General features: G+C 54.2%; 33 protein-coding genes. All 33 read right to left on the bottom strand.

All coding sequences use genetic code 11. The annotated features are described in order from the left end of the window. Nucleotides 1-7: 7 nt before the first annotated feature. A complete protein-coding gene (locus tag Psch_RS08900; protein WP_134219734.1) occupies nucleotides 8-955 on the bottom strand; it encodes a DNA-directed RNA polymerase subunit alpha in 948 nt (315 codons plus the stop codon). 41 nt (nucleotides 956-996) lie between these two features. Then, the gene (rpsD, locus tag Psch_RS08905; protein ID WP_134219735.1) at nucleotides 997-1,623 is read right to left on the bottom strand and encodes a 30S ribosomal protein S4; all 627 of its coding nucleotides are present in this window, start codon (nucleotides 1,621-1,623) and stop codon (nucleotides 997-999) included. A 15-nt stretch (nucleotides 1,624-1,638) separates the two neighbouring features. Next, complete coding sequence (gene rpsK / locus Psch_RS08910; RefSeq protein ID WP_134219736.1) at nucleotides 1,639-2,028, bottom strand: 30S ribosomal protein S11; 390 nt, start codon at nucleotides 2,026-2,028, stop codon at nucleotides 1,639-1,641. 18 nt (nucleotides 2,029-2,046) lie between these two features. After that, a complete protein-coding gene (gene rpsM, locus Psch_RS08915) occupies nucleotides 2,047-2,418 on the bottom strand; it encodes a 30S ribosomal protein S13 (RefSeq protein ID WP_134219737.1) in 372 nt (123 codons plus the stop codon). Between the two features lie 22 nt (nucleotides 2,419-2,440). Beyond that, nucleotides 2,441-2,554, bottom strand: a complete 114-nt coding sequence (gene rpmJ, locus Psch_RS08920; RefSeq protein ID WP_011928424.1) for a 50S ribosomal protein L36 — start codon at nucleotides 2,552-2,554, stop codon at nucleotides 2,441-2,443. 392 nt (nucleotides 2,555-2,946) lie between these two features. Then, nucleotides 2,947-3,165, bottom strand: a complete 219-nt coding sequence (gene infA, locus Psch_RS08925; RefSeq protein ID WP_045645055.1) for a translation initiation factor IF-1 — start codon at nucleotides 3,163-3,165, stop codon at nucleotides 2,947-2,949. Nucleotides 3,166-3,203: 38 nt separating this feature from the next. Further along, nucleotides 3,204-3,482 carry a KOW domain-containing RNA-binding protein gene (locus tag Psch_RS08930; protein ID WP_190239931.1) on the bottom strand — a complete coding sequence of 93 codons (279 nt, stop codon included), beginning with the start codon at nucleotides 3,480-3,482 and terminating at the stop codon, nucleotides 3,204-3,206. 114 nt (nucleotides 3,483-3,596) lie between these two features. Further along, a complete protein-coding gene (gene map / locus Psch_RS08935) occupies nucleotides 3,597-4,343 on the bottom strand; it encodes a type I methionyl aminopeptidase (protein WP_190239932.1) in 747 nt (248 codons plus the stop codon). A gap of 8 nt (nucleotides 4,344-4,351) precedes the next feature. Beyond that, nucleotides 4,352-5,611 (bottom strand): preprotein translocase subunit SecY, encoded by a 1,260-nt coding sequence (secY, locus tag Psch_RS08940; protein ID WP_190239933.1) that lies wholly within the window; start codon nucleotides 5,609-5,611, stop codon nucleotides 4,352-4,354. Next, on the bottom strand, nucleotides 5,612-6,052 hold the full coding sequence (gene rplO / locus Psch_RS08945; protein WP_190239934.1) for a 50S ribosomal protein L15: 441 nt from the start codon (nucleotides 6,050-6,052) through the stop codon (nucleotides 5,612-5,614). 12 nt (nucleotides 6,053-6,064) lie between these two features. Beyond that, nucleotides 6,065-6,244, bottom strand: coding sequence for a 50S ribosomal protein L30 (rpmD, locus tag Psch_RS08950; RefSeq protein WP_134219742.1), 180 nt, complete (start codon nucleotides 6,242-6,244; stop codon nucleotides 6,065-6,067). Between the two features lie 17 nt (nucleotides 6,245-6,261). Next, nucleotides 6,262-6,762, bottom strand: a complete 501-nt coding sequence (rpsE, locus tag Psch_RS08955) for a 30S ribosomal protein S5 (RefSeq protein ID WP_190239935.1) — start codon at nucleotides 6,760-6,762, stop codon at nucleotides 6,262-6,264. A gap of 12 nt (nucleotides 6,763-6,774) precedes the next feature. Further along, nucleotides 6,775-7,143, bottom strand: a complete 369-nt coding sequence (rplR, locus tag Psch_RS08960; protein WP_190239936.1) for a 50S ribosomal protein L18 — start codon at nucleotides 7,141-7,143, stop codon at nucleotides 6,775-6,777. Nucleotides 7,144-7,162: 19 nt separating this feature from the next. After that, nucleotides 7,163-7,711, bottom strand: a complete 549-nt coding sequence (rplF, locus tag Psch_RS08965; protein ID WP_190239937.1) for a 50S ribosomal protein L6 — start codon at nucleotides 7,709-7,711, stop codon at nucleotides 7,163-7,165. 23 nt (nucleotides 7,712-7,734) lie between these two features. After that, the gene (gene rpsH / locus Psch_RS08970) at nucleotides 7,735-8,133 is read right to left on the bottom strand and encodes a 30S ribosomal protein S8 (protein ID WP_190239938.1); all 399 of its coding nucleotides are present in this window, start codon (nucleotides 8,131-8,133) and stop codon (nucleotides 7,735-7,737) included. Nucleotides 8,134-8,155: 22 nt separating this feature from the next. Beyond that, entirely contained in the window at nucleotides 8,156-8,341 is a 186-nt protein-coding gene (locus Psch_RS08975) for a type Z 30S ribosomal protein S14 (RefSeq protein ID WP_190240279.1), read from the bottom strand. A gap of 236 nt (nucleotides 8,342-8,577) precedes the next feature. After that, nucleotides 8,578-9,120 carry a 50S ribosomal protein L5 gene (rplE, locus tag Psch_RS08980; protein ID WP_190239939.1) on the bottom strand — a complete coding sequence of 181 codons (543 nt, stop codon included), beginning with the start codon at nucleotides 9,118-9,120 and terminating at the stop codon, nucleotides 8,578-8,580. Between the two features lie 138 nt (nucleotides 9,121-9,258). Next, the gene (gene rplX / locus Psch_RS08985) at nucleotides 9,259-9,603 is read right to left on the bottom strand and encodes a 50S ribosomal protein L24 (RefSeq protein WP_190239940.1); all 345 of its coding nucleotides are present in this window, start codon (nucleotides 9,601-9,603) and stop codon (nucleotides 9,259-9,261) included. A 423-nt stretch (nucleotides 9,604-10,026) separates the two neighbouring features. Next, the gene (rplN, locus tag Psch_RS08990) at nucleotides 10,027-10,395 is read right to left on the bottom strand and encodes a 50S ribosomal protein L14 (protein ID WP_134219749.1); all 369 of its coding nucleotides are present in this window, start codon (nucleotides 10,393-10,395) and stop codon (nucleotides 10,027-10,029) included. A gap of 84 nt (nucleotides 10,396-10,479) precedes the next feature. Next, on the bottom strand, nucleotides 10,480-10,752 hold the full coding sequence (rpsQ, locus tag Psch_RS08995; RefSeq protein ID WP_134219750.1) for a 30S ribosomal protein S17: 273 nt from the start codon (nucleotides 10,750-10,752) through the stop codon (nucleotides 10,480-10,482). Nucleotides 10,753-10,760: 8 nt separating this feature from the next. Next, nucleotides 10,761-10,964: a 50S ribosomal protein L29 gene (rpmC, locus tag Psch_RS09000; protein ID WP_190240281.1), complete on the bottom strand. Its 204-nt coding sequence runs from the start codon at nucleotides 10,962-10,964 to the stop codon at nucleotides 10,761-10,763. Further along, nucleotides 10,954-11,385: a 50S ribosomal protein L16 gene (rplP, locus tag Psch_RS09005; protein WP_134219751.1), complete on the bottom strand. Its 432-nt coding sequence runs from the start codon at nucleotides 11,383-11,385 to the stop codon at nucleotides 10,954-10,956. Before rplP ends, rpmC begins: the two co-directional genes overlap by 11 nt. A gap of 5 nt (nucleotides 11,386-11,390) precedes the next feature. After that, nucleotides 11,391-12,086, bottom strand: a complete 696-nt coding sequence (gene rpsC / locus Psch_RS09010; RefSeq protein ID WP_190239941.1) for a 30S ribosomal protein S3 — start codon at nucleotides 12,084-12,086, stop codon at nucleotides 11,391-11,393. A 21-nt stretch (nucleotides 12,087-12,107) separates the two neighbouring features. Then, nucleotides 12,108-12,449 (bottom strand): 50S ribosomal protein L22, encoded by a 342-nt coding sequence (gene rplV, locus Psch_RS09015; protein ID WP_134219753.1) that lies wholly within the window; start codon nucleotides 12,447-12,449, stop codon nucleotides 12,108-12,110. A 386-nt stretch (nucleotides 12,450-12,835) separates the two neighbouring features. Beyond that, nucleotides 12,836-13,120 carry a 30S ribosomal protein S19 gene (gene rpsS / locus Psch_RS09020; protein WP_190239942.1) on the bottom strand — a complete coding sequence of 95 codons (285 nt, stop codon included), beginning with the start codon at nucleotides 13,118-13,120 and terminating at the stop codon, nucleotides 12,836-12,838. A 162-nt stretch (nucleotides 13,121-13,282) separates the two neighbouring features. Then, the gene (gene rplB, locus Psch_RS09025; RefSeq protein WP_190239943.1) at nucleotides 13,283-14,107 is read right to left on the bottom strand and encodes a 50S ribosomal protein L2; all 825 of its coding nucleotides are present in this window, start codon (nucleotides 14,105-14,107) and stop codon (nucleotides 13,283-13,285) included. A 32-nt stretch (nucleotides 14,108-14,139) separates the two neighbouring features. Beyond that, nucleotides 14,140-14,427: a 50S ribosomal protein L23 gene (gene rplW / locus Psch_RS09030; RefSeq protein WP_190239944.1), complete on the bottom strand. Its 288-nt coding sequence runs from the start codon at nucleotides 14,425-14,427 to the stop codon at nucleotides 14,140-14,142. Beyond that, nucleotides 14,427-15,047 carry a 50S ribosomal protein L4 gene (rplD, locus tag Psch_RS09035; RefSeq protein WP_190239945.1) on the bottom strand — a complete coding sequence of 207 codons (621 nt, stop codon included), beginning with the start codon at nucleotides 15,045-15,047 and terminating at the stop codon, nucleotides 14,427-14,429. The genes rplW and rplD overlap by 1 nt, the downstream gene beginning before the upstream one ends. Nucleotides 15,048-15,202: 155 nt before the next feature. Then, nucleotides 15,203-15,832, bottom strand: a complete 630-nt coding sequence (gene rplC / locus Psch_RS09040; RefSeq protein WP_190239946.1) for a 50S ribosomal protein L3 — start codon at nucleotides 15,830-15,832, stop codon at nucleotides 15,203-15,205. Nucleotides 15,833-16,283: 451 nt separating this feature from the next. Next, nucleotides 16,284-16,592, bottom strand: coding sequence for a 30S ribosomal protein S10 (gene rpsJ / locus Psch_RS09045; protein WP_134219763.1), 309 nt, complete (start codon nucleotides 16,590-16,592; stop codon nucleotides 16,284-16,286). Nucleotides 16,593-16,870: 278 nt separating this feature from the next. Continuing rightward, a complete protein-coding gene (gene tuf, locus Psch_RS09050; protein ID WP_190239947.1) occupies nucleotides 16,871-18,073 on the bottom strand; it encodes an elongation factor Tu in 1,203 nt (400 codons plus the stop codon). Nucleotides 18,074-18,132: 59 nt separating this feature from the next. Continuing rightward, on the bottom strand, nucleotides 18,133-20,226 hold the full coding sequence (gene fusA, locus Psch_RS09055) for an elongation factor G (RefSeq protein WP_190239948.1): 2,094 nt from the start codon (nucleotides 20,224-20,226) through the stop codon (nucleotides 18,133-18,135). A gap of 13 nt (nucleotides 20,227-20,239) precedes the next feature. Continuing rightward, nucleotides 20,240-20,710 (bottom strand): 30S ribosomal protein S7, encoded by a 471-nt coding sequence (gene rpsG / locus Psch_RS09060; protein ID WP_134220149.1) that lies wholly within the window; start codon nucleotides 20,708-20,710, stop codon nucleotides 20,240-20,242. Between the last annotated feature and the right edge of the window lie 36 nt (nucleotides 20,711-20,746).

Here is a 20,746-nt window from a genome sequence, read left to right on the forward strand (position 1 = left end):
TCCCTCCTTACTCCTCATCCTTCCTGAGTGAAAGGCCGAGTTCATCCAGTTTATGGATCACTTCCTCCAGCGACTTTTTCCCAAGGTTCCTGACCTTCATCATGTCCTCTTCATTGCGCTGGATCAGTTCTTCAACCGAATTAATGCCAGCCCGCTTCAAGCAGTTGTAAGACCTGACCGAGAGGTCGAGCTCTTCGATAGTCATTTCCATGATCTTATCCTTCTGCTCTTCTTCCTTCTCCACCATGATCTCGACGTCGTTCAAGCTTTCCGTGAGACCTATAAAGAGGCGCAGGTGGTCATTGAGGATTTTGGCCGACCAGCTGGTGGCCTCATCCGGCCGGATACTGCCGTCGGTCCAAACCTCCAAAGTCAGTTTGTCGTAGTCGGTAATTTGACCCACACGGGTGTTCTCCACGGTATAGTTAGCCTTTTGCACGGGTGTGAAGGTGGAATCAATGGGAATAACCCCGATGATATGATCACCTTTCTTATTGCGCTCGGCGGAAACATAGCCCCTCCCGCGCGCGACCGTTATCTCCATGAAAAGCCTTCCATTGCCGGCCAGAGTGGCGATGGTGAGATCGGGGTTTAAGATTTCCACGTCAGCGTCATGGATGATGTCGGCGGCCTTAACTTCGCCCTCACCGGTAGCCTCCACCCGCAGGATTTTTTCGTCTTCCCCGTAGAGCTTCAAACGCAAGCTCTTCAGGTTAAGAATAATGTCGGTAACGTCTTCAACAACCCCCGGTATGGTCGAGAACTCGTGCAGCACGCTCTCGATCTTGACCGAGGTGGCGGCAGCGCCGGGCAGGGAGGAAAGCAGGATACGGCGCAGTGAATTGCCCAGGGTGATGCCGTAGCCCCTTTCCAGCGGCTCAACGACGAACTTGCCGTAGGTGTTGTCGTCACTCATTTCAACAATTTCAATTCTTGGTTTTTCGATTTCCAGCATTTGATGGGATCCTCCTTTGGCCGGAACAATGGGCACTTAGCCTACCTGGAGTACAGCTCCACGATCAGGTGTTCTTGTACGGGAGCATCGATTTGATCCCGCGCCGGGAGGGCAACTACGCGACCAACGGCCGGGTCGGCGTCATATTCGAGCCATGCCGGGGGAGTGCGGTCGGCAGCCCTCTCCATAAGTTCTTTAATCCTGGGTGAATCCTTGCTTTTGTCCCGTACGGCAATTACATCGCCGACCTTGACCAGGAAGGAGGGTATGTTGACTTTCCTGCCGTTGACGGTAAAATGTCCATGACGTACCAGCTGCCTGGCCTCGTTGCGGGATGCTCCCAGGCCCAGGCGGTAGATAATGTTGTCCAAACGCCTCTCCAAAAGCCTGAGCAGGTTTTCACCGGTAACTCCTTGCTGCCGCTCGGCCCTATCAAAGTAGCGCCTGAACTGGCCTTCCAAAATTCCGTACATGCGGCGGGTTTTTTGTTTCTCTCTTAACTGGAGACCATACTCGGAAACCTTCTTGCGGCCCTGGCCATGCTGGCCCGGGGCATAGGCCCGGCGGTCTACTGCACACCTTGGAGTATAGCACCTGTCACCTTTGAGATAGAGCTTCAGGCCTTCCCGGCGGCAGAGCCGGCAGACTGAATCCTTATACCTTGCCAAATATAGTGCACCTCCTTAAACTCTCCGGCGCTTGGGCGGCCGGCAGCCATTGTGCGGGATGGGGGTGACATCCTTGATCATGTTTACTTCCAGCCCGGCAGCCTGCAGTGAGCGGATAGCTGCTTCACGCCCCGCGCCAGGCCCCTTGACCATCACTTCTACTTCCTTCAGGCCGTGTTCCATGGCCTCTTTGGCGGACTTTTCGGCCGCTATCTGGGCAGCGAAGGGGGTGCTTTTTCTGGAGCCTTTAAAGCCCACCCCACCGGCGCTGGCCCAGGAAAGTGTATTGCCCCTGACGTCGGTAATGGTAACGACGGTATTATTGAAGGTGGATTTGATGTGGGCAACGCCCGACTCTATATTTTTGCGTTCACGTTTTTTAGTCCTGGCTACGCGACGCGCCATTGAAAAACCTCCTCTAACCTATTTTTTTCTGCGGACGCCAACGGTTTTGCGCGGTCCCTTACGGGTGCGAGCGTTGGTTTTGGTCCGCTGGCCGCGTACCGGCATGCCGCGGCGATGCCTGAGGCCCCGGTAGCATCCGATTTCAATCAGGCGCTTGATGTTCAAAGCGATTTCACGGCGCAGGTCACCCTCGACCTTGTGTTCCTTCTCAATCACTTCACGCAGCCTGGTAATCTCTTCCTCGGTAAGGTTCCTGACCCGTGTGTCCGGATTGACATTGGTTTCAGCCAGGACCTTCTGTGACGTGGGCTTACCAATGCCGAATATATAGGTAAGCGCGATCTCGACCCGCTTATCCCTCGGTAAGTCTACGCCTGCAATACGTGCCATATATTATTAAACACCTCCTGGTTTACCCTTGTGCCTGTTTATGCTTGGGGTTCTCGCAGATAACCATGATTCTGCCCTTCCTGCGGATAATTTTGCACTTTTCGCAGATGGGCTTAACGGACGGTCTGACTTTCACTTTAAACCCTCCAGTCTGGGACGTGGGTCGTGAGACGTGGGACGTGGGGATAAACTTCATTTCTTTTGGGTCTTTGTGCGAATGAATCCGCACCTGCATTGGGCTCATAAATCCCATCTTTATTCCCATGTCTTGCGTCTCAATTCTCACATCTGACTTTAATAATTTGATAGTGGGCCGTATATTCCATTCCTTTGGGGTCCTTGTGCGAATGAATTCGCACCTACATTTTTTGGTCGTGAGTCCGAATTTCTCATAACTGACTTCAAAAATTTGATTACGATCGCTTTAAACAATTTTCAACTTCAATCTTTGCCTCTGCATAAGCCGCTTTTCGCAGGATCATCGACCCGTGAGTCCTATCATTCATTCTCACGTCCCACGTCCCACGTCTACTTATACCGGTAGACGATGCGGCCGCGCGTTAGATCATATGGGGAAAGCTCCACCATGACCCGGTCACCGGAGAGGATCCGGATGAAATTCATCCTGATCTTGCCTGAGACGTGGGCTAGGACTTTGTGTCCGTTCTGGAGCTCAACACGAAACATTGCGTTTGGCAACGGCTCGATCACGGTACCTTCAACCTCAATCACATCCTGTTTCGACATCAGTTATTGGCCCTACCTCCTTGTATTAAAATGAACACTCAAATTTGTTCAATGAGACTCTTAAGTTCCTTCCGGACATCCACATTGGTAATCCTTTTGCCGTTTATCGCCTTGTCAAACACTTCCCCGGCAATCATATCATAAAACTTGAGGTGTTTTACGTTTTTTATTTTGGGATTATCAACTTTCCGGACTTCCCCGTCAGCCAGCATGACCCTGGTCTCGTTTACGCTGCCGACCACCAGGTAATACCTGCCGCTGTCACGGCCCTGCATTGAACATACAAGGCGCCCGATCTGAGCCGCATTCCCTGACATGGCCATTACCTCCGAATTTAGACGTGAGTCGTGTGACGTGGGACGTGGGTATATCCTGCATTCCTTTTGGGTCGTTGACCCGTGAGACTATCTTTCATTCTCACGTCCCACGTCTCACGTCTTTGACAGTATTTCCGGCTCATCATCGGTAATAGCGACGGTATGCTCGAAATGGGCGGAAAGCCTTTTGTCTAACGTAACCACCGTCCAGTCGTTGGAAAGAGTCTTTACCTCGTGAGTGCCCATGTTAATCATTGGTTCAATAGCTAATGTCATACCCGCCTTCAGCCTGGGGCCCCGGCCCGGCCTGCCGAAGTTCGGCACCTGGGGATCCTCGTGCGGCTTGGCGCCGATGCCGTGGCCCACGTAGTCCCGCACTACCCCATAGCCATGTTTTTCCGCCCAGGTCTGAACCGCGTTGGAAATATCGGATAGCCTGTTGCCGTCTCTTGCCTGATCAATACCTTTATAAAGACACTCTTCGGTGACCTTCATGAGGTCTAAAGCTTCACGGCTGACGTCTCCAACCGGAAGCGTCACCGCGCTGTCGCTAAAATAACCATTTATTTCCGTTCCAATATCGATACTGATAATATCTCCATTTTCCAATTTTCTTAAACTGGGGAAACCGTGTACCACCTCTTCGTTGACCGAAGCGCAGATGGCGCCGGGAAACCCGTAAAGCCCTTTAAAAGCAGGCTTGGCGCCGGACTTGATGATGAATTCCTCTGCGAGCCGGTCCAGTTCCCGGGTGGGCACCCCTACCTTCACGGCCTTTTTGAGCTCCGCGTGCGTCAGGGCGACAACCCGACCGGCGTCACGCATGTAGTTTAATTCTCTTTCAGACTTGCAGGTAATCATAATCTCACCTACCTGATAAAGCCCTGGTAACTGCGCATCAGCAGGTGGGACTCGACCTGCTTCATGGTATCCAGCGCCACACCGACTACAATCAGGAGAGCGGTGCCGCCGAAGTAGATGTTGGGGATCTGGGTGGCCACCAGCACAAAGCTCGGCAGGATGGCGATCAGGGCCAGGAAAATAGCGCCCGCCAGGGTAATCCTGTTCATGATCTTAGTGATGTAATCCGCAGTTGGCCGGCCCGGACGCAAGCCCGGTATGAAACCGCCGTATTTCTTGATGTTGTCGGCCACGTCCACCGGGTTCATAATTACCGCGGTGTAAAAATAGGTAAAACCTACAATTAGAAGCGCGTAAATAATGGTATGCGCTGCCGTTCCCCAGCCGAACCACTGGACGTAAAAGGCCGCGGGCGCACTGCTGGCGAACCATTGAGCCAGTGACTCGGGGAACATCAATAGGGACGAAGCGAAAATGATCGGGATCACGCCGGCCTGGTTGACCTTAAGCGGCAGGTGTGTAGTTTGCCCGCCGTATACGCGACGGCCCACCACCCGCTTGGCGTACTGCACAGGTATGCGGCGCTGGCCTTCCTGGATGGCTACCACCCCCGCGATAACCAGACCGCCGATAACGACCAGTCCGATAACGCTCAGGATGTTGATGGTACCCGCGTTGAGGTATTCAATCATTCTCGTAATGCCCTGCGGCACGCGTGACACGATACCGGCGAAAATCAACAACGAGATACCGTTGCCGATACCCTTTTCGGTAATCTGCTCGCCGATCCACATCAGAAGGGTGGTCCCGGCAGTGATGGTAAGGGCTGTGGCCAGGTAAGTTAAAACACCCGGGTTAACCAGCGACCCTTTTACGCCGATTACCATGCCCAGTCCCTGGACAAAAGCCAGGACCACGGTAAGGTAGCGGGTATATTGGGTGATTTTCTTGGTACCCTCGGCCCCCTCTTTTTTGAGCCGCTCCAGGTGCGGTATAACCACGGTGAGGAGCTGCATAATGATGGAGGCGTTGATGTAGGGCGTGATGCCCATCGCAAAGATCGCGAAATTTTTCAGCGCGCCGCCTGATATCACATCAAAGAAGCCAAAAATCATCCCGCTGCTGACCAGTTCGGCAAATTTTTCGGGGTTCACTCCCGGGATGGGAATGTGCGCGCCCAGGCGGAAAACGAAGATCATTGCCAGCGTAAACAGGAGCTTTGACCTCAGTTCGGAAACTCTGACCGAGCTCCGTAAACTTTCCAGCAATTAAATCACCTCTGCTTTACCGCCGGCCGCCGTTATTTTTTCCTCGGCCGACTTGCTGAACGCCTGAGCATGGACTGTCAGAGCTTTTTCAAGGTTGCCCTGCCCCAGTATCTTGACACCATCACCCGTTTTTCTGATAATACGAGCTGCCAGCAATGTTTCGGGAGTTACGGTCGTTCCTTCTTCAAAACAATTTAATTGCTCCACGTTGATAGCGATAATTTCTTTGGAAAACGGGTTGTAAAAACCGCGCTTGGGCATGCGCCGCTGGAGCGGCATCTGGCCGCCTTCGAAGCCGGGCCGGACACCACCGCCGGAACGGGCCTTTTGCCCTTTATGTCCGCGTCCGGCCGTCTTGCCGAGCCCTGAGCCAATGCCCTGACCTTTTCTGGTCGGTTTCACACGCGCGCCCGGCGCCGGGCTTAATTCATGCAGTTTCATTGTTCCACCTCCTCAGGCTTCCTCCACCTTCAAAAGGTGAGCGACTTTATTAATCATACCCCGTACCTGCGGGGTGTCTTCCCTGACTACCGAGTGGTTCGACTTGGTCAGACCCATGGCACGCACGGTGACCTTTTGGTCTTCCGGGCGTCCGATCAGGCTCCGGACCAAGGTAATCTTCAGCTTGGCCACGTTCTTCCCTCCTAATCCTAGCCCAGTAGTTCTTCTACGGTTTTGCCCCTAAGGCCGGCTACCTTCTCAGGGGTCTTGAGGCTTTTTAAGGCCTCCATGGTCGCGTGGACCACGTTGTTGGCGTTGTTGGAGCCCAGCGACTTCGTCAGGATGTCCCGTATCCCGGCCAGTTCCAGAATGGCCCGCACAGGCCCCCCGGCAATCACGCCGGTGCCCGGCGCCGCAGGCTTTAAGAGGACCTTGCCGGCGCCAAAAATCCCGGTTACTTCGTGGGGTATGGTGGTGCCGGACAGCGGTACATTGATCATGGACTTTTTGGCGTCTTCAATGCCCTTGCGAATGGCTTCGGGCACTTCACCGGCCTTGCCCAGGCCCGCTCCGACGTTGCCGTTGCCGTCGCCCACGACCATCAGGGCGGAAAAACTGAACCTCCGGCCGCCTTTGACCACCTTGGCGACACGGTTGATGAACACTACTTTTTCTGACGTTTCCAGTTTACTGGCGTCAATTCTTGCCATCTATTTCCCTCCTTAGAACTCAAGCCCGCCGGCCCTTGCCGCATCAGCCAGAGCTTTGATCCGCCCGTGATATATGTAGCCGGCGCGGTCGAAAACGACGCTCTTAATCCCTGCTTCAAGGGCCTTCTTGGCCAGCAGCTCACCCACTGCGGATGCCGCGGCGGCATTGCTGCAGGAAGGCAGCTTGCCTTTGAGCTCAGGAGCCAGGGTTGAGGCCGCGGCCAGGGTGGCGCCTTTATCATCGTCTATGAGTTGGGCGTAAATATTGTTCAGGCTGCGAAATACATTCAGCCTGGGCCGCTGTGCGGTGCCGGAAATTTTCTTGCGGACCCGCTGGCGCCTGTTGTCCCGTAGGGCTTTACGGTCAGGTTTCTTCAGCACTTTTTAAGTCACTCCTCCCTTACTTCTTACCTTTGCCGCCGGCCTTGCCGACCTTGCGCCGGACGACTTCACCTTCGTACCGGATCCCCTTGCCCTTGTAAGGCTCAGGTTCGCGGACCGCGCGAATAACCGCCGCCAGGGCCCCCACCTTTTCCTTGTCAAGGCCTTTGACGCTGATTTTGGTGGGCGCGGGAACTTCTATATCGATTCCGGCTTCCGGCTCTATTTCCACCGGGTGGGAGTAACCTACGGCCAGGACAAGCTTCTTGCCCTGCTTGGAGGCGCGGTAGCCGACACCGACCAGTTCCAGGTTTTTATTAAAACCGGTGGTCACACCCACCACCATGTTGTTCAAGAGGGTTCTGGTCAGCCCGTGCAGACCCCTGTGCATCTTATTGTCGGAGGGCCGCTCAATCGTGAGCCTGCCGTCCTCGTATTTAATAATCATGTCCCGGTGCAGTTCTCTTTCAAGCTGCCCTTTCGGCCCCTTGACGCGGACATTGTTTCCGTCAATCTGTACTTCCACGCCGGCGGGCACCGTAATGGGCTGCTTTCCAATCCTGGACATCTAAACCACCTCCTGCGAAAAGACTACCATACGTAACAAAGTACCTCGCCGCCCAGGCCTTCCTTGCGGGCCTTTTTGTCGGACATAATACCGCGGGAAGTCGAGATAATGGCGATCCCCAGGCCGCCCAACACTTTGGGTACCTGGTCTTTCCTGGCGTATACTCTTAAGCCCGGTTTGGATATCCTTTTTAAGCCTGTAATTACCCGCTCTTTATTGGCGCCGTATTTCATGTAAATCCTGATGATCCCCTGCTTGCCATCGTCGATAAACTCGTACTCCTTGACAAACCCTTCGTCTTTTAAAATGCTGGCGATGGCTTTTTTAGACCTGGAAGCAGGAGCTTCAACTTTATCGTGATAAACCGTATTGGCGTTGCGGATACGGGTTAAGAAATCTGCAATAGGGTCGGTCATGACCATATTCGCGCTACCTCCTTCCTGATTACCAACTCGCTTTGCGGACGCCCGGGATTTCACCCTTGTAAGAGAGCTCCCGGAAGCAAATCCGGCAAATCCCGAATTTCCTCATATAGGCGTGGGGCCGGCCGCACAGCTTGCAGCGGTTGTAGGCCCGGACAGTAAATTTCGGATCACGTGACTGTTTAACAATCATTGACTTTTTTGCCACCATCAAACCTCCTTTGGGTCGTGTGTAGTGGGTCGTGGGACGTGGGTATGTGCTGCATTCCTTTGGGGTCCCACTGTATTTCTTTTGGGTCATTGTGCGAATGAATTGGGTCTTGGGTCGTGAGACTTTCGGGCATTCCCCTGAGGTCTTTGCTCATAAGTCTATCCTTCTTTCTCACGTCTCACGTCTCACGTCTCATTTCTCACGTCCAATATTCCACGTCTCACGTCTCACGTCTAGGCCGCGCGGAAGGGCATGCCCATGAGACGCAGAAGTTCCCTGGCTTCTTCATCGGTCTTGGCGGTGGTCACGAAGATGATATCCATACCGCGGATCTTGTCAATCTTGTCGTACTCGATTTCCGGAAAAATCAGCTGCTCTTTGATGCCCATGCTGTAGTTCCCCCGGCCGTCGAACGACTTGGGCGAAATGCCGCGGAAGTCGCGCACGCGGGGCAGGGCAACGCTGAACAGCTTATCCACGAACTCGTACATCCTGTCACCGCGCAGGGTCACTTTAGCTCCCACGGTCATGCCGGCCCGCAGCTTGAACGCGGCGATGGACTTTTTGGCTTTGGTCACAACCGGCTTCTGGCCGGAGATAATCATGATATCGTTAACCGCCGCGTCGATGATTTTGGAATTCTGGATGGCCTCGCCCAGCCCCATGTTCAAAACAACCTTTTCCAGCTTGGGCACTTGCATAATGTTTTTGTATCCGAATTTGCTGATCATCGAGGGCACTATATCCTCTTTATACTTGTCTTTCAGTCTGGCCACTGCACTACCTCCCTTCTTGGTCGTGGGTGGTGAGTCGTGGGTCGTGGGTATATACTGTATTCCTTTTGGGTCAAAGATTTGTGCGAATAAATTCGCACACAAATTTTTCCCAACCACCAACCACTAACCACCAACTACTCAAATGTTTTCTCCGCATTTTTTGCAGACGCGGACTTTTTCTCCGTCGTCAAGTATTTTCTTGGCTATCCTGGTGGCTGAATTGCACTTGTTGCAGTAGAGCATCACGTTGGAGCTGTGGATGGCGGCTTCTTTTTCAATGATGCCGCCTTGAGGCAGCTTCTGGGTAGGCCTGCTGTGACGCTTGACCACGTTGACTCCTTCGACGATTATCCGGCTTCTGTCAGGGATAACCGACAGCACCTTGCCCTTTTTGCCGCTGCTCTTGCCGGTAACCACCAGGACTGTATCACCTTTACGCACGTGAACCTTGCCATTGGTTTTCGGTTCGGGCCTTTTGGCCATGAATTTTTTGCACCTCCGGTCTGGGTCGTGGGTCGTGGGACGTGGGACGTGGGTTCTTTCAGCCCATAGTCACCAGCCACCTGTCCCCCTGACCATATTTGGGTAGTGAGACGTGGGTCGTGGGTATACCGGCATTCCTTATAGGTCAATAAACCTCAAGTTTATCAGCAATTTCCACTTTCATTTCTCACGTTTCACATCAACTTTGTGCGAATGAATTCGCACCTTACATTTTGGGTCGTGGGTCGTGGGCCGTGGGTCGTGTGTCGTGGGTATATCCTGCATTCCTTTGGGGTCGTGTGCGGATGAATTCGCACCTACATTCATTACAAATCAATGACCCTCAAGGAAATCATGCAATCTCACGTCTCAAGTCTCATTTCTCACGTCTAATCGCACGTCTCACGTCTAACGTCCCACGTCTCACAGCACTTCCGGGGCCAGGGAGACGATTTTCATGAAGTCGCGATCTCTTAATTCCCGCGCCACCGGTCCGAATATACGGGTACCTTTCGGGCTCTGGTCGTCCCTGATCAGTACTGCCGCGTTTTCGTCGAATTTGATGTATGAACCGTCCGGGCGGTGCACTTCTTTCTTGGTGCGGACCACCACGGCTTTAACTACTTCACCTTTCTTAACCACGCCGCCGGGTGTGGCTTCCTTAACAGAACAAACCACGATGTCGCCCACGCTGGCATATTGCCTGAGCGAGCCGCCCAGAACGCGGATGCACATCAGCCTTTTAGCCCCGGTATTGTCGGCCACATGGAGCATAGTCTGAACCTGAATCACAGCTACAACCTCCTTACACGCGAAATGGGAGGGCAGGATTTATAAAACGAGTTATCTCCCACGTCTTACGTCTTGACTCGAATCTCAGATTTGTTCAGCCCTCTCCAGAATTTCAATAATACGCCAGCGTTTTTCCTTGGATAGAGGCCTGGTTTCCATCATTTTCACTTTATCCCCGACGCGGCAGGAATTTTGCTCGTCATGCGCCTTAAATTTCTTGGTGCGCCGGATTATTCTTTGGTACAAGGGGTGCCTGACCAGGGTTTCGACTGCCACGACGACGGTCTTATCCATTTTATCGCTAACCACCTTGCCGGTGAGCACCTTGCGTATTCCACGCTCTTCCACTTGTCTCATACCCCCCTTTACGCCCGCTTGATTCCCAGTTCACGCTCGCGGATGATGGTCTTTACCCGCGCGATCTTGCGGCGGATTTCCTGCAGCTTCATCGGGTTATCCAGCTGCCCTGTAGCCATCTGGAATCTCAGTTTAAAGAGCTCATCCTTGGAGTCAGTGAGCCGCTTGCCCAGCTCGGCGTCGGTCAATTCCCTAAGCTCCTTAACCTTCATTGACCTCACCTACTTCCCCGCGTTTCACAAACTTCGATTTTAAAGGCAACTTGTGAGCGGCCAGCCGCAGCGCTTCACGCGCCACTTCCTCAGATATGCCCGCCAGCTCAAACATAATCCGGCCCGGCTTGACCACGGCCACCCAGTATTCCGGCGCGCCTTTGCCTGAACCCATACGGGTTTCAGCCGGCTTGGCGGTAACCGGTTTGTCCGGGAATATCCTGATCCATACCTTCCCGCCCCGCTTGATATGGCGAGTCATGGCGATACGGGCCGCCTCGATCTGCCGGTTGGTTACCCAGGCCGGCTCCAAAGCCTGCAGGCCGTATTCACCAAAGCTTATTTCCTTGCCGCCCTTAGCTCCGCCGGTCATCCGTCCACGGTGCTGCTTGCGGTGCTTAACCCTTTTCGGTAACAGCATAGTTCCTATTCGCCTCCTTCACCAGCAGCTGCCTTGGCTTCCCTGGCCGGGGCTTGAGCGGGAATTTTGGCTGCCGGTAAAACTTCTCCCTTATAGATCCAAACTTTGATGCCGATTTTGCCGTAAGTGGTGGTGGCTTCGGCTGAACCATAATCGATGTCGGCGCGCAGTGTGTGCAGGGGCACTTTGCCCTCACTGTACCACTCGGTGCGGGCTATTTCCGCTCCGGCCAGACGTCCGCCGCAGGAGACCTTGATCCCCTTGGCCCCCATCTTCATGGACCGGGAAACCACTTGCTTCATGGCGCGCCTGAAGGCAATCCTTTTTTCCAGCTGAGACGCCACGTTCTCAGCCACAAGCTGCGCGTCCAATTCGGCCTGTTTGACTTCCACGATATTGACGCCGACTTGCTTTCCGGTAAGACTTTCCAACTGCTTGCGCAGGTTTTCCACTTCAGTCCCGCCACGGCCGATCACGATGCCCGGCTTGGCAGTGTGGATCGAGATTTTGAGCCGGTTGGCAGCCCTCTCGATTTGGACCTTGGAAATACCAGCGGCATAAAGCTTCTTCTTGATATATTTCCTTATCTTTACGTCCTCGACCAGGAGGTTCGAATAATTCTTCTTGTCAGCAAACCACTTGCTGTCCCAATCTCGAATGATTCCAATCCTGAGGCCCTTAGGATTTACTTTTTGCCCCACGAGAAATATATCCCTCCTTCTTTATTTGCTCTCTTTTTCAGCCACCACCACGGTAATATGGCTGGTGCGCTTGCGAATAATATCGGCGCGGCCCTGAGCACGGGGCATCATACGTTTTATGGTCGGCCCCTGGTCAACAAAACAGACCTTGACGAATAAATCGTCTTTAGAAAGCTGCAGGTTGTTTTCGGCATTGGCCGCGGCGGATTTTACCACCTTGGTGATGGCTTCGGTCGCCCGGTTTGGCGTATATCGCAAAATCGCCAGAGCTTCATCGATTTTTTTGCCGCGAATTAGGTCCACCACCGCGCGCACCTTGCGCGGGGACACCCTGATATATTTGGCTATCGCTTTCGCTTCCAATTGGTTTAACACCCCCGTTTGGGTCGTGAGACGTGGGACGTGGGACGTGCGCATGTTGTTGTCCCCCATCCATAGTCCTTAAACCCTGAAGTTCTAGTCGTAGGGCGTAGGGCGTTGGGCGTAGGTATATACTGCATTCCTTCCGGTCCGGGAAGGATATATGTTCCTACAGCTCACTGCTTAGCGCCTTACAAAGTCTTGGTCTTATCGCTGTTGAGGTAGTTGTCGTAAGGGTCGATGTGCGAGTAAATTCGCACCTTCATTTGGCTTAATCACCATGTGTAGCTCATGTGTAGCTGTTCGGGCGCTGCAGCTTGCATCGTTTACGCCCTACGCCCTACGACATCCCCAGAGGAATACCCTTTATATAGGACATCCCTAAAGACCTACTTCAAAGCAGTAGATCTTTCCGTGTGGTGACCGTGCCCCCTGAATAACCTGGTGGAGGCGAATTCTCCGAGCTTGTGGCCCACCATGTCCTCGGTTATATAAACCGGGACGTGTTTTCTGCCGTCGTGTACGGCTATGGTGTGACCCACCATTTCGGGATAGATGGTCGAACTTCTTGACCACGTTTTGATAACCCGTTTATCTCCGGATTCATTCATGCTGTTTATTCTAGCAAGCAGCCGCTCTGCAACGAACGGCCCCTTCTTTAATGAACGGCCCAATATTTAGCCTCCCTTCTGAGTCGTGAGTCGTGGGTCGTGGGTCGTGAGTATATCCTGCATTCCCTTGGGTCTTTTTTCTGAATGAACCCGCACCTGGACTTCAAATCTTTGACCCTCAAGAAAATCATGCATTCTCACGTCTCACGTCTCAAGTCTCACGTCTTATTTGGTTCTTCTCTTGACGATCAGCCGATCGCTGGGCTTTTTCTTGCGGGTGCGGGCGCCGAGCGCCGGTTTGCCCCAGGGGGTAACCGGGTTGCGGCCGACCGGTGAACGGCCTTCGCCGCCGCCATGGGGGTGGTCAACCGGGTTCATGACCACACCGCGCACCGTCGGGCGGATGCCCAAATGGCGCTTGCGGCCGGCTGTGCCGATGGTTATGTTTTCGTGGTCGACATTGCCGACCTGTCCGATGGTGGCCTTGCATTCCTGCAAGACAAGCCTCATTTCACCGGACGGCATCCTGAGGTTGGCGTACTTGCCTTCCTTGGCCATCAGCTGCGCTGAGTTTCCCGCCGAGCGGACCAGCTTGCCGCCGCCCTTGGGGTAGAGTTCGATGTTGTGGATCATCGTGCCCAGCGGAATGTCTTTTAAGGCCAGGCAGTTGCCCGGTTTGATATCCGCAGTAGGTCCTGAAACCACCGTTTGGCCTACCGTAAGTCCTACCGGGGCGATGATGTAGCGTTTCTCGCCGTCGGCGTAATGCAAAAGGGCTATCCGCGCGGAGCGGTTGGGATCGTATTCGATGCTGGCTACCTTGGCCGGAATGCCGTCCTTGTCCCGTTTGAAATCGATAATCCGGTACGCTCTCTTGTGGCCGCCGCCGCGGTGCCTCACTGTCAACCTGCCCTGGGCATTTCTGCCGCCGCTTTTTTTCAAGGGCGCTACCAGCGACTTCTCCGGCTCAGTTTTGGTGATTTCTTCAAATGTCGAGACGGTTACAAACCGCCGGCCGGGTGATGTTGGCTTAAATTTCTTTGTCGCCACAGGGAAACACCTCCTTGTTGGGTCGCTAAAACCTATGACATTCCTTCAAATATTTCTATCTTGTCGCCTTGTTTGAGTGTGACAATCGCTTTCTTCCGGTCGGGTGTCCTGCCTTGTATTTGGCGGACCCTTTTCAGCTTGCCCTTTACGCGCATGGTGTTGACTTTTTCAACCTTGACTTTGAAGAGGCTCTCAACGGCTTGCTTGATTTCCGTTTTATTGGCTTTCGGATCGACTTCAAAAGTATACTTGTTATCCTGTAAAAGCGAAGTGCTTTTTTCTGTTACCATCGGCTTTCTTAACACCCTGTAGGCATCCACTACGCGAACACCTCCTCAACCCTGGCCACGGCGTCTTTGGTTATAACCAGCTTGTCGTAGGCCAGGAGGTCATACACGTTGAGGCCGTTTGCCACCAGGGGTTTGATGTTTGGGATGTTGCGGGCGGACTTCTCAACAGCTTCGTCCTTGCCCGCAGTTACCAACAGGGCGTCATCCACCTTGAGGGCGCCGAGAATTTTCACCATATCTTTGGTCTTGGGCCCTTCAAGCGTCAGAGAGTCCAAAACAAGGATGTCTCCATCGTTGACCTTGGCTGACAGGGCGGATTTCAAGGCCAGTCTCCTTACTTTCTTGGGCAGGCTGTAGCTGTAATCCCTGGGGTGCGGGCCAAAGACGATACCGCCGCTGCGCCAAATGGGTGACCGGGTGGTGCCGGCGCGGGCGCGTCCGGTGCCTTTCTGGCGCCAGGGCTTACGGCCGCCGCCGCTAACCTCGCCTCTGGTCTTGGTATCATGGGTACCGAGGCGCCGGCTGGCCAACTGCGCCACAACGGCGTCGTGCAGGACTGACTCGTTGACCTCGGCGCCAAAGATTTCTTCGCTCAGCGCCAGCTCACCGACCTGTTCGCCGCTGGTATTGTACAATGCTACTGTAGGCATGTGCGTATCCTCCTTCAATAGGTCGTAGGTCGTTAGTCGTAGGCCGTAGGTATATTCTGCATTCCTTGCGAGTCTTTGTGCGAATGAATCGCACCTGCATTTTTTCCTACGCCCTACGCCTTACGTCCTACGACCGACTTGCATCCGTCATGCATTTACCGGCTTTTGGTGGACGGTTTGACAATCACCAGGCCGCCCTTCGGGCCGGGGATGGCTCCTTTCACGGCCAGCAGGTTGCGGCCGGCGTCCACCTTGATGATTTCCAGGTTCTGTACCGTCACCCGTTCAGCGCCAAGGTGGCCGGGCAGTCTCCTGCCTTTGAAAACTCTGGCCGGTCCTTTTGCTCCCAAAGAGCCGGGCCGGCGGTGGTATTTGGAGCCGTGCGCCATGGGTCCGCGGTGAAAGCCGTGCCGTTCAATACCGCCGGCAAAGCCTTTTCCTTTGGTCGTGCCAACGATGTCGACCTTCTCACCCTGCTCGAAAATGTCGGCCTTGATTTCCTGTCCTACCTGATAGGCGTCCGGGTCTTCGACTTTCAGTTCCCGCAAAAAGCGCATCGGACGTACATTGTTCTTGGCGTAGTGGCCTTTGAGCGGCCTGGTGAAAAGGCGCTCCCTTTTCTCTCCAAAACCAATCTGGATGGCCTGATAGCCGTCTGTTTCCATGGTCTTTTTCTGAACCACGACGCAGGGGCCCGCTTCAATTACGGTTACCGGGATGGCCAGGCCCTTATCTGTAAAAATCTGTGTCATGCCAATCTTTTTTCCCAGAATTCCTTTGGGCATTATTTCGCTCCTCCGTTTGGAAGTCCAACCGGCGGCGCCGGGGTCAGGCTATCGCCGGTACTCCCGGACCTTCGCGTTAGACCTTTATTTTCTTACGGCAAGAGGTTGAGCTGGTTCCCAACGTTGCACTTTAGTCGTCGGTCGTCAGACGTCGGATGTCGGAATATATTGCATTCCTTTGGGGTCGTGTGCGAATGAATTCGCACCTACATTTTTTGGGCTGTTGTTGCTTTTTTAATGTAGGTTCGATTTCAATCGAACAAAACTGCGGAGCAGTTTAAGGGCTTATACGCATCCCCCTGGTTCGTAAATCGCGAGTACCGGATATTCCATCTCGAATTCTTGACCCGTGAGTCAATCATTCACTCTCACGTCCCACGTCTCACGTCCAAAATTTCCTCTATTACACTAAATGCATGCGCTACACTAAAACCATGTTAATAAAGTAATGTTACAACTTGATCTCGATGTCCACGCCGGCGGGCAGGTCGAGGCGCATGAGGGCGTCGACTGTCTTGGGAGTGGGTTCTAAGATGTCGATCAGCCGCTTGTGGGTGCGCATTTCAAACTGCTCGCGGGAGTCCTTGTTGACATGGGGGCTCCGCAGAATGGTGTACACGTTCTTTTCTGTCGGCAGGGGGATCGGCCCGGCTACAGAAGCGCCCGTTCTCTTCGCTGTTTCCACGATCTTCTGGGCGGACTGGTCGAGCATGTGGTGGTCGTAGGCTTTAAGCCTGATCCGTATTTTTTGGTTTTGCATTTCTTTTGGTCCTCCTTTTCGCCCGATTAGCGGACTCCTCAGTGAAAATTCCCCATTTCGGTCGTCAGACTCGTTGGAATTCGCTTTACGAATTCCTTCCATCCCGATGTCTGACGTCCGACGTCTGACTACCGAACTGGCAACCTCTCACATCATCGGATTTATATTTGGTCGTGAGTCGTGGGACGTGGGACGTGGGTATATCCTGCATTCCTTTGGGGTCAAAGATTTATAGGACAATGCATTCACGTCTGCCACACGTTCACTTACCGTATCGGTTACTCTCTGACGCCTGTTACAACGCCGGCGCCCACGGTGCGGCCGCCTTCACGGATGGCGAAGCGCAGTCCTTCTTCGATGGCGATCGGGGTGATCAGGTCAATGGAGATCTTGACGTTGTCCCCGGGCATTACCATCTCGACACCTTCGGGCAGGTGCGCCACGCCGGTCACGTCGGTGGTACGGAAGTAGAACTGGGGACGATAGCCGTTAAAAAACGGGGTGTGCCGCCCGCCTTCTTCTTTGGTCAGGACGTATACTTCAGCGTTGAATTTCGTGTGCGGCTTGATGCTGCCGGGCTTGGCCAGCACCTGGCCCCGCTCGATCTCTTTGCGGTCCACGCCCCGCAACAGGCAGCCGATGTTGTCGCCGGCCTGGCCGCTGTCCAAAAGCTTCCTGAACATCTCAACCCCGGTTACGACGGTCTTGCGCGGCTTCTCGGTGAAACCTACGATCTCCACTTCTTCCTGCACTTTAATCTGGCCGCGCTCTACACGCCCGGTGGCCACGGTGCCGCGTCCGGTAATCGTGAACACGTCTTCCACCGGCATCAGGAAGGGCTTGTCAATGGCCCGCTGCGGCGTCGGTATATAGGAGTCCACCGCGTCCATCAGTTCCCAGATCGATTTGCACCACTGGCAGTCTCTCTTGCCGCAGGCGCATTCCATGGCTTTTAATGCGGAGCCGCTGATAATCGGGGTATCGTCGCCGGGAAATTCGTAGGAAGAAAGCAGTTCGCGCACTTCCATGTCTACCAGTTCCAACAGCTCGGGGTCGTCAACCTGGTCGGCTTTGTTCAGATAGACAACGATGTAGGGAACGCCCACCTGGCGGGACAGCAGGATGTGCTCGCGGGTCTGGGGCATGGGCCCGTCGGCGGCGGATACGACCAGGATCGATCCGTCCATCTGGGCGGCGCCGGTGATCATGTTCTTGATGTAGTCGGCGTGGCCCGGGCAGTCAACGTGGGCATAGTGCCGTTTTTCTGTTTCGTATTCTACGTGGGCGGTGTTGATCGTGATGCCACGGGCGCGCTCTTCAGGAGCATTGTCGATTTCATCGTACTTCTTGACTGACGCGCCGCCTACGGTAGACAGCACCATGGTGATGGCGGCGGTAAGTGTGGTCTTGCCGTGGTCTACGTGGCCGATGGTTCCAATATTAACGTGGGGTTTGGTGCGTTCGTACTTTTGCTTTGCCATTGGTCTTTTAAACCTCCTTGAAATTCTAAACTTGTTACTGTTTTTAGCCGGTAGGGCCGCTAATTATTACCAATAGCGTGCCCCTGTCTCCTGGCAATAATTCCTTCAGCTATATTATCCGGCGTTTGGGCGTAGTGGCTGAACTGCATTGAGTAGACACCCCGTCCCTGCGTGCGTGACCTCAGGTCGGTCGCGTAGCCGAACATTTCAGCCAGGGGAACAAAGGCGTGGATGATCTGGGCCCCGTTGCGGGGTTCCATTTCCTCAATGCGGCCCCGCCGCGAGTTCAGGTCACCGATAACGTCGCCCATGTACTCGTCGTTGACCGTCACTTCAACCTTCATGACCGGCTCTAACAGGACCGCTCCGGCCTTGCCGGCAGCGCTCTTGAAGCCCATTGAACCGGCAATCTTAAAGGCCATTTCTGAGGAGTCGACATCGTGGTAGGAACCGTCCAGCAGGGTAACTCCCACGTCGACAACCGGAAAGCCCGCCAGGACACCGTTTTCCATGGCTTCCCTGATTCCCGCGTCGACCGCCGGGATGTATTCCCTGGGTACGACGCCGCCGATAATTTTATTGGTAAAAAGGTAGCCTTCGCCAGGCTCCCTGGGTTCAATTTCCAGCACCACGTGACCGTACTGGCCGCGGCCGCCGGACTGGCGAATAAACTTGCCCTCGGCTTTAACCTTTTTGCGTATGGTTTCCTTGTAAGCCACCTGCGGCCGCCCGACGTTGGCCTCCACCTTGAATTCCCTGAGCATCCTGTCCACGATAATTTCCAGGTGCAGCTCGCCCATGCCGTTGATCAGCGTCTGGCCGGTCTCGACATCGGTGTTAACCCTGAAGGTGGGATCCTCTTCCGCCAGCTTCTGCAGGGCAATACCCATTTTCTCCTGGTCCAGCTTGGTCTTTGGCTCGATGGCCACCTGGATTACCGGCTCCGGAAAATCCATAGCCTCCAGGACCACCTGGCTCTTTTCCTCGCACAGGGTGTCGCCGGTGCCGGTCGACTTCAAGCCTACGGCCGCCACGATATCGCCGGCAAAAACCTCGTCGATATCTTCACGGTGGTTGGCGTGCATCCTCAAGATGCGGCCGATCCTCTCCTTGCGCCCCTTAACTGAGTTGAAAACGTATGAGCCGGTCTTTAACTGGCCGGAGTAGACCCGAAAGAAGGTCAGCTTGCCCACATAGGGGTCAACTGCAATCTTAAAGGCCAGGGCTGCGAATGGCTCATCATCCCTGGCCGCGCGCTCTTCCTCTCCGCCGTTTTTAGGGTTTGTGCCCCGGATGGGCGGTATGTCGGTCGGCGCGGGCAGGTAATCCACAATCGCGTCTAAAAGCGGCTGCACTCCTTTGTTTTTAAAGGCGGAGCCGCATAATACCGGAATCAGTTTTACCGCCAGGGTCGCCTTGCGCAGGCCCTTCATGATTTCTGCTTCTGTGATTTCCTCGTTATTGAGGTATTTCAGCATCAGGTCTTCATCCGACTCGGCTACCGCCTCAATCAGACTGTCCCGCATGGCTTTGGCTTCTTCAGCCATATCCTGCGGGATATCGGTCTCTTCACGGCAAGTGCCAAGGTCGTCCGTGTATATGATAGCCTTATTCCTGATTAGATCGATGACTCCCCGGAAGTTGTCCTCCGACCCGATGGGTATCTGCAGAGGCGCCGGGTTGGCTCCCAGACGCTCCTTGATCATCTTCACGCCCCGGTAAAAATCAGCCCCCACGCGGTCCATTTTATTAATATAGGCGATACGCGGGACACCATACTTGTCAGCCTGCCGCCATACCGTTTCCGACTGCGGCTCAACACCTCCAACCGAGCAAAAAACGGCAACCGCGCCATCAAGCACACGCAGGGAGCGCTCCACTTCAACAGTGAAGTCCACGTGCCCTGGCGTGTCGATGATATTAATCTGGCTATCACGCCATTGGCAGCTGGTAGCGGCGGACGTAATGGTAATCCCCCGCTCCTGTTCCTGAACCATCCAGTCCATGGTCGCTGCCCCGTCGTGAACTTCCCCAATCTTATGCACCCTACCTGTATAAAACAGTATACGTTCGGTGGTGGTGGTCTTGCCGGCGTCGATATGGGCCATGATGCCAATGTTTCTTATTTTGTCTAATGGAAAATGACGCGCCACGAAGAACCCTCCTTTACCACCTGTAGTGCGCAAATGCCTTGTTGGCTTCCGCCATTTTATGCGTGTCTTCTCTCTTCTTAACAGAACCGCCAGTACCGGCCGCCGCGTCCATGATTTCGCCGGCGAGTCTCTCCTCCATAGTATGTCCGGCATGCTCACGGGCATATTTGGTCAGCCACCGGATACCCAGTGTCTGCCTGCGGTCATGGCGAACTTCGATCGGGACCTGGTAGTTGGCGCCACCTACACGGCGGGCCTTCACCTCGAGCACCGGCATGACGTTTTTCATCGCTGTTTCAAATACTTCCAGCCCGCTCTTGCCAGTCTTTTCCTGGACGATGTCCAGCGCGCCGTAGACTATTTGTTCAGCCAGGCTTTTCTTGCCGTCCAGCATTACCTGGTTGATCAACTTGGTTAAAACCTTGCTCCGGTAAACGGGGTCCGGTAAAACTTCTATTTTCGGAGCCGCGCCTCTTCTAGGCATATTTTTCCCCCCTTTGCCGTAAAATTTAAGTATCTA

The organism is Pelotomaculum schinkii, from assembly GCF_004369205.1.
Taxonomy (GTDB): Bacteria; Bacillota; Desulfotomaculia; order Desulfotomaculales; family Pelotomaculaceae; genus Pelotomaculum_C; species Pelotomaculum_C schinkii.

Coding starts and splice junctions, on each gene's coding strand:
- Psch_RS08900 (WP_134219734.1), bottom strand. CDS start 955: ATGCTGGAAATCGAAAAACCAAGAATTGAAATTGTTGAAATGAGTGAC.
- rpsK (WP_134219736.1), bottom strand. CDS start 2,028: ATGGCGCGTCGCGTAGCCAGGACTAAAAAACGTGAACGCAAAAATATA.
- rpsM (WP_134219737.1), bottom strand. CDS start 2,418: ATGGCACGTATTGCAGGCGTAGACTTACCGAGGGATAAGCGGGTCGAG.
- infA (WP_045645055.1), bottom strand. CDS start 3,165: ATGTCGAAACAGGATGTGATTGAGGTTGAAGGTACCGTGATCGAGCCG.
- Psch_RS08930 (WP_190239931.1), bottom strand. CDS start 3,482: ATGTCAGGGAATGCGGCTCAGATCGGGCGCCTTGTATGTTCAATGCAG.
- map (WP_190239932.1), bottom strand. CDS start 4,343: ATGATTACCTGCAAGTCTGAAAGAGAATTAAACTACATGCGTGACGCC.
- rplO (WP_190239934.1), bottom strand. CDS start 6,052: ATGAAACTGCATGAATTAAGCCCGGCGCCGGGCGCGCGTGTGAAACCG.
- rpsE (WP_190239935.1), bottom strand. CDS start 6,762: ATGGCAAGAATTGACGCCAGTAAACTGGAAACGTCAGAAAAAGTAGTG.
- rplF (WP_190239937.1), bottom strand. CDS start 7,711: ATGTCCAGGATTGGAAAGCAGCCCATTACGGTGCCCGCCGGCGTGGAA.
- rpsH (WP_190239938.1), bottom strand. CDS start 8,133: ATGGTCATGACCGACCCTATTGCAGATTTCTTAACCCGTATCCGCAAC.
- rplX (WP_190239940.1), bottom strand. CDS start 9,603: ATGGCCAAAAGGCCCGAACCGAAAACCAATGGCAAGGTTCACGTGCGT.
- rpsQ (WP_134219750.1), bottom strand. CDS start 10,752: ATGAGACAAGTGGAAGAGCGTGGAATACGCAAGGTGCTCACCGGCAAG.
- rpmC (WP_190240281.1), bottom strand. CDS start 10,964: ATGAAGGTTAAGGAGCTTAGGGAATTGACCGACGCCGAGCTGGGCAAG.
- rplP (WP_134219751.1), bottom strand. CDS start 11,385: ATGCTGTTACCGAAAAGGGTTAAGCACCGCAAGCAGCACCGTGGACGG.
- rplD (WP_190239945.1), bottom strand. CDS start 15,047: ATGCCTACAGTAGCATTGTACAATACCAGCGGCGAACAGGTCGGTGAG.
- rplC (WP_190239946.1), bottom strand. CDS start 15,832: ATGCCCAAAGGAATTCTGGGAAAAAAGATTGGCATGACACAGATTTTT.
- rpsJ (WP_134219763.1), bottom strand. CDS start 16,592: ATGCAAAACCAAAAAATACGGATCAGGCTTAAAGCCTACGACCACCAC.
- tuf (WP_190239947.1), bottom strand. CDS start 18,073: ATGGCAAAGCAAAAGTACGAACGCACCAAACCCCACGTTAATATTGGA.
- rpsG (WP_134220149.1), bottom strand. CDS start 20,710: ATGCCTAGAAGAGGCGCGGCTCCGAAAATAGAAGTTTTACCGGACCCC.